This window comes from Streptomyces sp. NPDC058373 (assembly GCF_042723275.1).
Lineage (GTDB): Bacteria > Actinomycetota > Actinomycetes > Streptomycetales > Streptomycetaceae > Streptomyces.
In genome coordinates, this window is the sequence record NZ_JBHXJE010000079.1 from 1 (window position 1) to 13,382 (window position 13,382).

A 13,382-nucleotide genomic window follows, 5' to 3' on the forward strand; every position below is an offset into this window, starting at 1 on the left:
TCAGGACGGCGAGCATCGCCACGACGACGTCGGCCGAGCGTTCCAGCAGGAGGCCGACGCGGGACTCGGCGGTGACACCCCGTTCGATGAGGGCGTGAGCCAACCGGTCGGACCGGTGGTCGAGTTCGCGGTAGGTCAGGGAGGTGTCCCCGGCGGTGACCGCGGTGGCGTCCGGGTGCGCGGCGGCCTGCCGGGCGAACACCTCCACCACCGAGCCGCCCGCCGGGGTCTTCGCCCCGCTGCCCCACTCGCCGAGCAGCCGGGCCCGCTCGGCGTCGCCGAGCAGGTCGATCTCCGCGACCGGGGCATCGGCCCGCTCGACCAGGCGGGTGACCGCCGTGGCCAGCTGGGCGGAGAGCCGTCCGGCGGTGGCGGCGTCGAAGAGGGCCGGGTCGTAGGTGAGGGTCATGCCGAGGCGGTCGCCGGTGGCCGCGGCGATGAGCGTCACGGCGTAGTTGGTCGACTCGATGGCCTCCGCCGCGCGGACGCCGAGGCCGTGCCGCTCGGCGGCCGCCTCGTCCACCGGGTAGTTCTCGAAGACCACCAGGCTGTCGAAGAGCGAGGCGCCGGGGGTGAGGTCGGTCTCGATGGCGGAGAGCGCCACGTACTCGTACCGGCGCGACTCGGCCTGCTGGTCCTGGACCTGGCGCAGCCAGTCGCCGACGCGTACGCCGGGGGCGGTGGTCACGCGGACGGGGAGGGTGTTGATGAAGAGGCCGATGAGGGCCTCGGAGCCGGGCAGGTCGGCCGGGCGGCCCGAGACGGTGGTGCCGAACACCACGTCCTGAGTGCCCGCGTACTGCTGGAGCACCAGCGCCCAGGCCCCCTGGACCAGCGCGTTCGCCGTGATCCGGTGGTCGCGGGCGAAGGCGCCCACCCGGTCGGCGACGGACGCCTCCAGCGCCACGGTCAGCCGGGCGCTGGACTGGCCGCGCCGGATCTGCTCGGGCGCCCGGTCGTACGGCAGCGCCACCGGCTCCTCGAACCCGGCCAGCGCCTGCCGCCAGTGGGCGGCGCCCGCGGCCTGGTCCTGCTCGGTCAGCCAGCGCACGTAGTCGCCGAACGCGCCGCGGGGAGCCGGGGACGCGGTGGAGGCGCCGGTCAGGACGGCGTACTCGGCCAGGACGTCGGAGAGGAAGGCGGCGGTGCTCCAGCCGTCGAGGAGCAGGTGGTGGAAGGTCCACACCACCTGGACGCTCGCCTCGCCGGGGAGGCGGACCAGCGCTACCCGCATCAGCGGCGCCGACGCCAGGTCGATGCCGCGTGCGCGGTCCTCGCGGAGGAACTCCCGCAGCCAGGCGTCCTGCGCGGCGTCGCTCGCGCCTTCCGGCGCCGACCGGTCCAGGAAGGTGATGGGCACCTCGGCCTGCCGGTGCACCACCTGGACGGGCTCGCCGACGCCCTCCCACACCAGCGAGACGCGCAGCGCGTCGGAGCGGTCCACCGTCCGCTGCCAGGCGCGGGCCAGCAGGGCCGGGTCGCCGATGCCGTCCAGGGTGAAGACGAACTGCTCCAGGTAGGCCGGGGAGTCGGGCTCCGCCAGGGCGTGGAAGAGCATGCCGGACTGGAGGGGGGTGAGCGGGTAGACGTCCTCGACGTCCCGGGGGCCGGCGGCGTGGCCGCGGACGATCCGGTCCACCTCGGTCTGGGCCAGCGCCACCAGCGGGAAGTCGGAGGGCGAGCAGCCGCCCGCGTCCGGCTCCGCGCAGTGCGCGACGAAGGCGGCGAGCTGGGCGGTGAACTCCTCCACCAGGGCGCGGACCGTCTCCTCGCGGTGCACGCCCGCCGAGTAGTGCCAGGAGAAGACCAGGCGGCCGTCGAGGAGGCCCGCGGTCACGTCGAGCAGGTGGGGGCGGGTCTCGCGCGGGCTGTGCTCGCCGCCCGGGTTGAAGACCGACGAGAGGTACCAGTCGTCCGCCTCCGACGCCGGTCCCGAGGAGGCGCCCGCCATGTCGAGGCGGCCCAGGTAGTTGAAGCTGATCCGGGCCTCGGGGTGGTCGGCGAAGGCGCCGCGCAGGTGGCGCAGGGCGCCGTAGCCGACGCCCCGGTCCGGGACGGCCCGCAGCTGCTCCTTCACCGAGGTGATGGTCGCGCCCCAGTCGTCGCCCTCGGGGAGGGCCGGCGCCACGGGATGGATGGAGGTGAACCAGCCCGCCGTACGGGTCAGGTCGAGGTCGTCGAAGATCTCCTCGCGGCCGTGGCCCTCCAGGCTGACCGGGACCCGGTCACGGCCGGTCCAGCTGCGCAGGGTGCGGGCGAGGGCGGCGAGGAGCGCGTCGTTGATCTGCGTGCGGTAGACCGCCGGGACCTGCTGGAGGAGCTGGTCGGTCTGGGCGCGGGTGAGGCCGCCGGAGACCGCGGCGGCGGTCGCCGTGGTGGCGTCGCCCGCCGGGTCGTCGAGCGGGACGGCCGCGTCGGCCCCGGCCAGGACGGAGTTCCAGTACGGGATCTGCGCGTCGAAGCCGCCGGACGCCGCGTGCTGGGCGAGGCGGTCGGCCCACTGGCGCACCGAGGAGCTCTTGCGGCCCAGGTCGACGGGGGCACCCGTGGACGCCTGGGCGTAGCCGCGCCGGAGGTCTTCCAGCAGGACGCGCCAGGTCACGCCGTCGACCAGCAGGTGGTGGGCGATCACGGTCAGGCGTACAGAGGTGCCCGCGCCCCGGGTGCCGACGAGGACGCGCACCAGCGGGCCGCCGTCCAGGCTGAACCCGGTCTGCGCGGCGTCCTTCAGCTCCTGCCAGCCGGGCGGGGCGGCGTCGACCAGGTCGTGGACGGTGAGGATCGCGTCGAGCTCCACGTCGGGGGCGAAGTGCGCGGTGCGCTCGCCGTCGGCGCCCCGGGCGAAGGTCATCCGCAGCGCGTCGTGGTGGAGCAGGAGGCCGCGGACCGCCTCGCGGAGGGCCGCCAGGTCGGTGTCGGCCGGCAGCTCCACCTCGGTCGACATGTTGAAGTGCTCGGGTGCGGCCCGGTGGTGGGCGAAGAACCACTCGCGGACCGGGGTGGTGGGGACGGCTCCGGTCAGGACGGACTGCTCGGCCCGCGTGGCCGGGGCGCTCGCGCTCGCGGTGGCCAGGTGGTGGGCGAGGGCGGCGACGGTCTGGCGGGTGAAGATGTCGCGGGAGGTCAGCTCCAGCCCGGCCCGGCGGGCCCGGGAGACCACCTGGATGCTGAGGATGGAGTCACCGCCGAGGCTGAAGAAGTTGTCCTGCGTGCCGACGCGCTCCAGACCCAGGATCTCCGCCCAGATGTCGCACAGGGTGCGCTCGGTCGCGGTGGCGGGAGCGGTGTAGTCGGCGCCCCTTTCGCTCAGGTCGGGGGCGGGCAGGGCCTTGCGGTCGGTCTTGCCCGCCGCGTTGAGGGGGAGGGCGTCGAGGCTGACGAAGGCCGACGGGACCATGTAGGCGGGGAGCTGGTCGGCCAGCCAGGTGCGCAGGTCGGGCGTGCCGGCCGCCGGGGCGCCCGCGGCGGGGACGGTGTAGGCGACGATCGCCGGGGTGCCGGGGGTGTCCTCGCGGACGATGACGGTGGTCTGCCCGACGCCCGGGTGGCGCAGGAGCGCGGTCTCGATCTCGCCGGTCTCGACGCGGTGGCCGCGGATCTTGATCTGGTGGTCGGTGCGGCCGAGGTATTCGAGCGTGCCGTCGGGGTGTTGGCGGACGAGGTCGCCGGTGCGGTAGAGCCGCTGGCCTGGGTGGTGGGGGTGGGCGATGAAGCGGGTCGCGGTGAGGTGGGGCTGGTTGTGGTAGCCGCGGGCGAGGCTGCCGGCGAGGTAGAGCTCTCCCCAGGCGCCGGTGGGGACGGGGTTGAGGGAGGCGTCGAGGACGTAGGCCGACTTTCCGGCGAGGGGGCGGCCGATGGGGACGGTGGTGCCATGGGGGTCGGGGTTCTCGTGGGAGAACCAGCCGGTGGCGTAGACGGTGGCTTCGGTGGGGCCGTAGATGTTGGCGACCGCCGTGTCCGGGAGGGCGTGGCGGGCGGTCTTCAGGAGGGTGGTGGGGAAGGCTTCGCCTGCCAGGACCAATAGGTCGGGGTTGAGTTGGGTGGTGGGGTCGTTGAGGACGGCGGTGACGGCGGAGGGGACGGCGGAGACGAGGGTGCCGTTCCAGGTCGGCTGGTCGGTGAGGGCGAGGATGTTGTGGGCGATCTCCAGCGTGCCGCCGCTCGCCAGGGTGCCGAACAGCTCGAAGACCGAGACGTCGAAGTTGAGGCTGGTGGAGAAGAAGGTGTGGGCGAAAGCGTCCTCGCCCAGCGTCGTGGCCCATTCCACCAGGCGGCTCATGGCGTGGTGGGGGATGACGACGCCCTTGGGCTTGCCGGTGGAGCCTGAGGTGTAGATGACGTAGGCGGCGTTGTCGGGGGAGACGGCCGGGTGCGGGACGGGGCTGTCGTCCGCGGTGGTTCGGGCTTCCGCAATCACCGTGGTGTCGATGGTGAGGTGGGTGCCGCTGTCGGTCTCCATGTGGTGGAGGCGGTTGGCGGGGTACTCCGGGTCCAGCGGTACGTAGGCCGCGCCGGTTTTGAGGATGGCGAGGGCGGCGATGACCAGGTCCGGGGTGCGGGGGAGGGAGATGCCGATGCGCTTCTCGGGTCCGGCGCCCAGGCCGATCAGGTGCCGGGCGAGCTGGTCGGTACGCCGGCCCAGCTCCGCGTACGAGACGGAGCTCTCCCCGTGGAGGAGGGCGAGGGCGTCCGGGGTCGCGGCGACCCGGTCGGCGACCCTCTCCATGACCGAACGGAACGGGCCGGTCGTCTCGCCGTCGCCGGAGGAGAGCGCGAGGAGGGCGGCGCGCTCGGCGGATTCCAGCATGGTGAGCTGGGCCACCGGCAGCGCGGGCGCGCCGACGGCCTGCGCGGCGAGCGTCAGCCAGTGCCGGCACATCCGCTCCACCGTCGTCCGGTCGAACAGGTCGGTGCTGTACTCGGCGGCGGCCAGCAGCCGCCCGTCCCGTTCGGCGAAGGAGAAGGTCAGGTCGAACTGGGCGGCGTCGCGGGCCGAGGCGACGGCCTCCGCGCGCAGGCCCGGCAGGTCGAACTCCGAGCGCGGGGTGTTCTGGAGCACGATCATGGCCTGGACCAGCGGGGTCCGGCTGGGGTCGCGTTCGGGGGCCAGTTCCTCGATGAGGCGGCTGAACGGCACGTCCTGGTGGGAGAAGGCGTCCAGGACCGTGGTGCGGACCTGGCCGAGCAGCTCCTCGAAGGAGGCCGACTTGTCGATCTCGGTACGCAGGACGAGGGTGTTGACGAAGAAGCCGACCAGCTCTTCGAGCGCCGCCTCCTCGCGGCCCGACACACCGGTGCCCAGTGCGATGTCGCCGCGGCCGCTCCAGCGGGCCAGCACGAGCTGGGTGAGGGCGGTGACCACCATGAAGAGGCTGGCGCCCCGGTCGCGGCCGAGGGCGTCCAGCTCGCGGGCCAGTTCCGCCGGGACCTCGAAGGTGTGCTGCGCCCCGGCCGAGGTGCGCACCGCGGGGCGGGGCCGGTCGGTCGGCAGGTCCAGCGGCTCCAGGCCGTCCAGGCGCTCGCGCCAGTAGGCGAGCTGGCCGTCGAGCGCGGGCCCGGCCAGGCGGCGGCGCTGCCAGACGGCGTAGTCCGGGTACTGCACGGCGAGGGCGGGCAGGCCGGCCTCCTCGCCGCGTACGGCGGCCGCGTAGAGGGCGCTCAGTTCCCGCGTGACGATCCCCATCGACCAGCCGTCGGTGACGATGTGGTGCATCACCAGGAGCAGGGTGTGGGTGTCCGGCTCGGCGGTGGCGACCAGCAGGACGCGCAGCAGCGGGCCGGTGCGCAGGTCGAAGGGGACGGCGGTCTCGGCGCGCAGCAGCGCGTCCAGCTCCTCGTCGGTGGCGGCGGCGGCTGAGCGGACGGGAACGTCCACCGTGGGGTGGACCACCTGGGTGCCCTGCCCGTCGACGGTGGCGAAGGTGGTGCGCAGCGCCTCGTGCCGGGCGACGAGGCCCGCGACGGCGGCGGTGAGCGCGGCGTGGTCGAGGGAGCCGGTCAGGCGGAGGGTGCCACTGACGTGGTACTCGGCGGCGCCGGGCGTGAAGTCGTCCAGGAACCAGAGGCGTTCCTGCGCGAAGGAGAGCGGCAGGCGCCCCTCGCGCGGGGCCGGGAGCAGCGGGTCGTGCCCGGCCCGCTCATCGGCGCCGCCCCGTGGCGCGTCGGCGGTGGCGCGGTCCACGGCGGCGGCCAGATCGGCCAGCCGGGGCGCCTCGAAGAGGTCGCGGACGGTCAGCTCGGCGCCCAGGCCGGTGCGGACCCGGCTGATCACGCGGGTGGCGAGCAGGGAGTGGCCGCCGAGCGCGAAGAAGTCGTCCTCGGCACCGATCCGCTCGGCGCCCAGCACCTCGGTCCAGATCGCGGCGAGCGCCGTCTCGGTACCGGCGCGCGGCGCCACGTACGCGGCCGACTCGGCCCACACCGGAGCGGGCAGGGCGCGGCGGTCCAGCTTGCCGCTGGCGGTCGCCGGCAGCGCGTCCAGGGTGACGAAGGCGGCCGGGACCATGTAGTCGGGCAGGCTGCGGCGGACCAGGTCGCGCAGGTCGCGGCTGGTGGGCGGGGTGCGTCCCTCGACCGGGACCAGGTAGGCGGCGATGCGCGCGGTGCCCTCGGCGTCCTCGCGGACGGCGGCGGCCGCGTCGGCGATGTCCGGGTGCTGCCGCAGGGCCGCCTCGATCTCGCCGGGCTCGATGCGGAAGCCGCGCACCTTGACCTGGTCGTCGGCGCGGCCCAGGTGCTCCAGGGAGCCCTCGGCCGCCCAGCGCACCAGGTCGCCGGTGCGGAAGAGGCGGCCGCCGGTGCCGGACGGGTCGGCGACGAACCGTTCGGCGGTGCGGTCCGGCCGGTTGGCGTAGCCGCGCGCGAGCCCGGCGCCCGCCACGTACAGCTCGCCGGGGACGCCGCGCGGGACCGGGCGCAGCCGGGCGTCCAGGACGTGGACGCGGGTGTTCCAGAGCGGGGTGCCGATCCGGACGGCGGGGCCGTCCGCCTCCCAGGCGAGGCTGTCGGCGCTGATCTCGGAGGAGCCGTAGAGGTTGAGCAGGCGGGCGTGGGGCAGCTTGGCGTGGAAGCGGGCGGCCAGCGAGCGGCTGAGGGGTTCGCCGCTGCTGATCCAGGTGGTGCAGGAGGCGAGATCCGCGGGGTCGGTCTCGTCGAGGAGGACCGCGAGGAGGCTGGGGACGAGGGTCAGGCGCTGGACGCCGTGGCGCCGGACGAGACGGGCCAGCGCGAACGGGTCCTTGGCCTCCTCGTCCGAGGCCAGGACGACGTGGCCGCCGTGGACGAGGGTGCCGAGGAGTTCGGTGGCGCTGTCGAGGAAGCTGACGGAGCTCTTGGCCAGGACCACCGCGGAGCGCCACCGGGGGTACCGCTCGGCGAACCACGCCCAGCGGCTCAACAGGCCGCCGTGCAGCCCGAGTACGCCCTTGGGGCGGCCCGTCGAGCCGGAGGTGTGGATGACGTAGGCGGCGTTGTCGGCGGTGAGGGCGGTGTCGGGGGCGGTGGCCGGCAGGGCGGCCGTCCGCTCGCGGACGAGGTCGACGGCGACGACGGTGCGCAGGGGGGCGGCGGCGTCCGCCGGGTCGTCGTCCGGGGCGCCGAGCAGCCCGGCGAGGGCGCTGGTGGTGACGGCGGTGCGCACGCAGCTCTCGGCGAGCATCCAGGCGACGCGCTCGCGCGGCAGCGCCGGGTCGACCGGCAGGTAGGAGCCGCCCGCCTTCAGCACGGCGAGGGCGGCCACCACCAGGTCGGTGGAGCGCGGCAGGCAGACCGCCACCGGATCCTCGCGGCGCACCCCGCACTCCCGCAGGTGGTGGGCCAACTGATTGGCGCGGGCGTCGAGTTCGGCGTACGTCAGCAGCTCGTCGCCGCTGGTGAGCGCGGGGGCGCCGGGCGTGGCGGCGACCTGCTCGGCGAAGCGGCCCGGTATGGAGCCCTGGGCCGCCGCCGGCCGGTTCTCGCCGCTGCCGTCGGCGAGCAGCCCGACCAGCTCGGCGTCGCTCACCGGTGCGGCCTCGTCCAGCCGGACCTGGGGGTCGGCGGTGACCGCGCGGGCCAGCGCCGCGAAGTGCCGGCCCATCCCTTCGACGGTGGCGGCGTCGAAGAGCGCGGTGCGGTACTCGATCGCGCAGTGCAGGGGCCCGCCGCCGTCCCCGGCCGCGCCCTCCTCGAACTCCCAGCTCACCTCGTACGGGGAGTCGGTGCGGGCGAGCCGGCCGCGCTCCACGGCCAGTCCCTCGAAGGCGCACGGTTCGGCGGGGGTGTTCTGGAGGACCACCATCGACTGGATGAGCGGTGTCCGTGAGGTGTCGCGCTCCGGCGCCACCAGCTCCACCAGCCGCTCGAAGGGCACGTCCTGGTGCTCGAACGCCTCCAGGACGGTCTCGCGCACCTGGTCCAGGTAGGCGGCGAACGGCAGGCCCGGGTCCAGGCGGGAACGGAGGACGAGGACGTTGATGAAGAAGCCGACGAGCGGTTCGACCTCGGCCCGCTCGCGGCCGGGGACGGCGGTGCCCACCGCGATGTCGTCCTGGCCCGAGCGCCGGGCCAGCAGGAGCTGGGTCAGCGCGGTCAGCGTGACGAAGAGGCTGGCGCCGTGCTCCCGGCCCAGCGCCCGCAGCCCGTCGGCCACCTCCTCGGGCAGGGTGAAGGTGTGCACGGCGCCCGCGTCGTCGGCGCCGGAGGCCGCCCGCGGCCGGTCGGTCGGCAGCTCCAGCGGCTGGATGCCGGCCAGCTGCTCCTTCCAGTACGCCGCGTGGCGGTCGAGGGCGTCACCGGAGTAGCGGGCCCGCTGCCAGGCGGCGAAGTCGGCGTACTGCACGGCGAGCGGTTCGGGCGCGTCCGCCGCCCGCTCCGGGTGGAGGCCCGCCGAGTAGGCCGCGCTCAGTTCGCGGACGACGATCTCCATCGAGGCGCCGTCGGTGACGATGTGGTGCATGCCCAGCAGGAAGCGGTACGTGTCACCACCCGGGCCCGCCTCCCCGCCCCCGGCGCCGGTCCGCACCAGCAGGGCGCGCACCAGCGGCCCGCGCTCCAGGTCGTAGGGCTCCGCCATCGCCGCCGCGAAGAGCCGGTCGCACTCCTCCTCGGCCGCCTCCGCGCCGTGCTCCGCCGCCGGCTCCACGTACCGGAACGGCACCGGGGCGGCCGGGCGGACGAGCTGGCGGGCCACGCCCTCCACCGAGGTGAAGGTGGTGCGCAGCGCCTCGTGGCGGGCCACCACCGCGTCCAGCGCGGCACGGAACGCCGCGACGTCCAGCGTGCCGGTCAGCTTCAGGCTCAGCCCCGAGTTGTTCTCGGCCGACCCCTGTTCGTACTCCGCCATGAACCACAGCCGCTGCTGGGCGAAGGAGAGGGGGAGGGTGCCGTCCCGGTCGGCGCGGCCGATGGTGTTCCGGCTGCGGCCCGTCCCGCGCCCGGCGAGGCGGTTCCGGAGTTTCTCCTGCACGTGTTCCGGCAGCGAACTGATCCGGGCCTCGCGCGAAGACGCGGCGTCCATGGAAAGCTCCCATTCGTGAGAGGGAAAAGGCGGTGAAAAAGGCGCGCGAACGCCGTCGACGGGCCGGGAGTTTCACCCGGCCCGTCGACGTCCACGCACATGGAACGGTGGAGTTGCTCGACCCTTCAGCAGGTCACAGCGCTTCTGGAGGCTCCTAGAAGGCCGCGTCCTCGCCGTTCTCGATCTCCGCGATAATCAATTCCTCGATTTTCCCGGCGAGTCGGGAAACGGTCGGGAAATCAAACATCACGCGGGCAGAGGGGTCGATGTCGAACATGGTCCGGACCCTAGCAATCACGCGAAGGCTCAGGACCGAGTTTCCGCCCAGGCTGAAGAAGTCCTCCTCGGCGCTCACCTGGTCCGGCTCCAGCCCCAGCACCTCGGCCCAGATCTCGGCCACCGCCTCCTCGGTCGGCGTGCCGGGCGCCACGTAGGCGCTGCCGCCCCCGTACTCCGGCGCGGGCAGCGCCCGCCGGTCGAGCTTGCCGTTGGTGGTCAGCGGCATCCGGTCCAGCGCGACGAAGGCGGCGGGGACCATGTACTCCGGCAGGGCCGCCGACAGCGAGGCCCGCAGCGCGCCCTGGTCGAAGCCGCCCGCCGGCCCGGCCGGGACCACGTACGCCGCCAGCCGCTGGTCGCCCGGCTGGTCCTCGCGGACCACCACCGCGCCCTGCGCCACCGACGGGTGCCCGGCCACCAGGGCCTCGATCTCGCCGAGTTCGATGCGGAATCCGCGGATCTTCACCTGGTCGTCGTTGCGGCCGAGGTAGTCGAGCGCGCCGGCGCCGGTCCACCGCGCCGTGTCTCCGGTGCGGTACATCCGGTCGCCCGGCGCGCCGAACGGGTCGGCGACGAAGCGGGTGGCGCTCAGCTCCGGCCGCCCCAGGTAGCCGCGGGCCAGCCCGCCCCCGGCGATGTACAGCTCGCCCCTGACCCCGGTGGGCACCGGGCGGCAGGCCGCGTCCAGGACGTAGGCGCGCAGGTGGGGCAGGGCGCGGCCGATCACGCTGTTGGCGCCGGGCGCGAGCGAGCCGGGCGCGGCCCGGTGGCTGGTGACGTGCACGGTCGTCTCGGTGATCCCGTACATGTTGACGAGTGCGGGTCCGCCCTTCCCGGACCGCTCCACCCACTCCCCGATGCGGCTCCAGTCGAGCGCCTCGCCGCCGAACACCACGGCCCGCAGGGCCAGCCGGCCGCGGAGGGCCGGTGCGTCGGCGAACTGCTCGGCCAGCCGGTAGAAGGCGGAGGGGGTCTGGTTGAGCACCGTGACCCGCTCGTCGGCCAGCAGCCGTGCGAACTCCTCCGGCGCCCGGGCCACGTCCAGGCCCACCACGACCAGCCGTCCGCCGTAGGCGAGCGCGCCCCACATCTCCCACACGGTGAAGTCGAAGGCGTAGGAGTGGAACATCGTCCACACGTCGGCCGCCCCGAAGGCGAACTCCCGTTCCGTCGCGCGCAGCAGCCGCGCCACGTTCCCGTGCGTGACCACCACGCCCTTGGGGCGGCCGGTCGACCCGGAGGTGTAGATGACGTACGCGGCCGAGTCGGCCCCCACGGCCACCGGGGCCGGACGCGTCGGCCCGTCGGCGAGGGCCCGCAGCGTCTCCGGCGCGTCCAGCACCACCGTCCGTACGCCGGGACCGTCGCCCGAGCCGCCGGGCAGGGCGTGCTCGGCCGCCCGCGAGGTGAGGGCCAGTTCCACCGCGCTGTCGGTGAGGATGTACGCGATCCGGTCGGCCGGCGAGGCCGGGTCCACCGGCACGTACGCGCCACCCGCCTTCAGCACCGCCAGGATCGCCACCACCAGCTCGGCCGACCGGGGCAGGACCAGGCCGACCCGGGACTCGGGGCCGACGCCCCGCCCGGCGAGGTGCGCGGCGAGCCGCGAGGCCCGGGCGTCCACCACGCCGTAGGAGAGGGTGACGCCCTCGAAGGTCACGGCGGGGGCGGCCGGGGCGAGGCGGGCCCGCTCCTCGAACATGGCGAGCGGCGAGAGCTGGGGTGGGTTCCGCGGGTTCTGCGGCTGCCCGGTCACGGCGGGCTCCAGGAGCCGTGCGCGCTCGGCCGCCTCCAGGAACTCGTAGGAGAGCAGCGGGCGTTCCCCGGGCGTCGCGAGGTCGGCGGTCAGGCGGTCGGCCAGGGTCAGCCAGTGCCGCACCAGCCGCGCGATCGTGGCGCCGTCGAAGAGGTCGCTGTGGACGGCGAGCGCCTCCAGGCCCCCGTCCGCGTCCGGCTGGAACTCCAGGTGGAGGTCGAACTGCGCGGTGTCGCGCGGCGGAAGGAACTCCTCGACCCGCACGCCCGGCAGTTCCAGCGCGGCCGGGGGCGTGTTCTGGAGGACGAGCATCGCCTGCACCAGCGGGGTGCGGCTGGTGTCGCGCTCGGGGGCCAGCTCCTCGATGAGGGTGCTGAACGGCACGTCCTGGTGGGCGAAGGCGTCGAGCACGGTCCGCCGGACCTCACCGAGGAACTCCCCGAAGCTCAGCGACTCGTCGACCGTCGACCGGAGCACCAGCGTGTTGGCGAAGAACCCCACCAGCCCCTCGGTCTCGGCCCGCTCCCGGCCCGAGACCACGGTGCCCAGCGAGATGTCCTGGCGGCCGGTGTAGCGGGCGAGGAGGAGCTGGGTGACGGCGGTGAGCACCATGAAGAGGCTCGCCTGCCGCCCGCGTCCGGCCCGCGCCAGCCGCTCGGTCAGCTCCGCCGGCACCGAGAACGCGTACTGCGAGCCCGCCGCGTCCCGCACCGCGGGACGCGGCCGGTCGGTCGGCAGCTCCAGCGGCTCCAGACCCGCCAGCTTCTCGCGCCAGTACGCCAGATCCTCGTCCAGCGCGGCGCCGCTCAGCCGGTCGCGCTGCCAGACGGCGAAGTCCGGGTACTGGACGGGGAGTGCCGGGAGTCCGGCCTCCTCGCCGCGTACGGCGGCCGCGTACAGCTCGCTCAGTTCCCGCGTGACGATCCCCATCGACCAGCCGTCGGTGACGATGTGGTGCATCGCGAGGACGAGGACGTGCTCGTCCTCGGCGGTCCGGGCGAGCAGCACCCGCAGCAGTGGCCCGCTCCGCAGGTCGAAGGGGGCGGAGGCGGCGAGGGCCAGCGCCTCGTCCAGCCGGGCCGTCCGCACCGGCACGTCGAGCCAGGCGTGCACGACCTGGGTGCCGCGCCCGTCGGCCTCCGCGAAGGTGGTCCGCAGCGCCTCGTGCCGCGCCACCAGCCCGGCGACGGCCGCCGACAGGGCGGCCCGGTCGAGCCGCCCGGTGAGGCGGAGCCCGGTGACCACGTTGTACTCGACGCCGTCCCGCGCGAAGTCGTCCAGGAACCACAGGCGCTCCTGCGCGTAGGAGAGCGGGAGCGGCGCCCCGCCCCGGGCGGCGGGGACGATCCCCGCCTCCGGCGCGGCCGGGGCGACGGCCCGAGCCAGCGCGGCGACCGTGGGGTGGTCGAAGAGGGCGCGCGGGGTGAGGTGCGTGCCCAGCGCCGCGCGCGCCCGCGAGGTGATCTTGAGGCTGGTGATGGAGTCGCCGCCGAGGGCGAAGAAGTCGTCCTCCACGCCGACCCGCTCCCGCCCCAGCACCTCGGCCCAGATGGCGCAGAGGGCGCGTTCCGCCTCCGTGCGGGGCGCGGTGTACTCCGTGCCCGGCGCCGTGAACTCCGGTGCGGGCAGGGCGCGCCGGTCGACCTTGCCGTTGACCGTGAGCGGGATCGCGGGCAGCGTCACGAACGCGCCCGGGACCATGTACTCCGGGAGCGTGGTGGCGAGGTGGGCGCGCAGCTCCGCCTCCGGGACGTCCTCGTCGGTGACGAGGTAGGCGGCGAGGTATTTGGTGCCGGGTTGGTCCTCGCGGGCGAGGACGGCGGCGTGGGTGAGGTGGGGGTGGGTGAGGAG

General features: G+C 74.7%; 2 protein-coding genes. Both read right to left on the reverse strand.

Annotated features, from left to right (window positions below; genetic code table 11):
* Positions 1-9,496: amino acid adenylation domain-containing protein (locus ACFWMZ_RS27510; RefSeq protein ID WP_383204838.1), on the reverse strand; the 9,496-nt coding region annotated here is incomplete at its 3' end.
* 154 nt (positions 9,497-9,650) lie between these two features.
* A partial coding sequence (locus tag ACFWMZ_RS27515; RefSeq protein WP_383204841.1) for an amino acid adenylation domain-containing protein occupies positions 9,651-13,382 on the reverse strand: 3,732 nt, incomplete at its 5' end.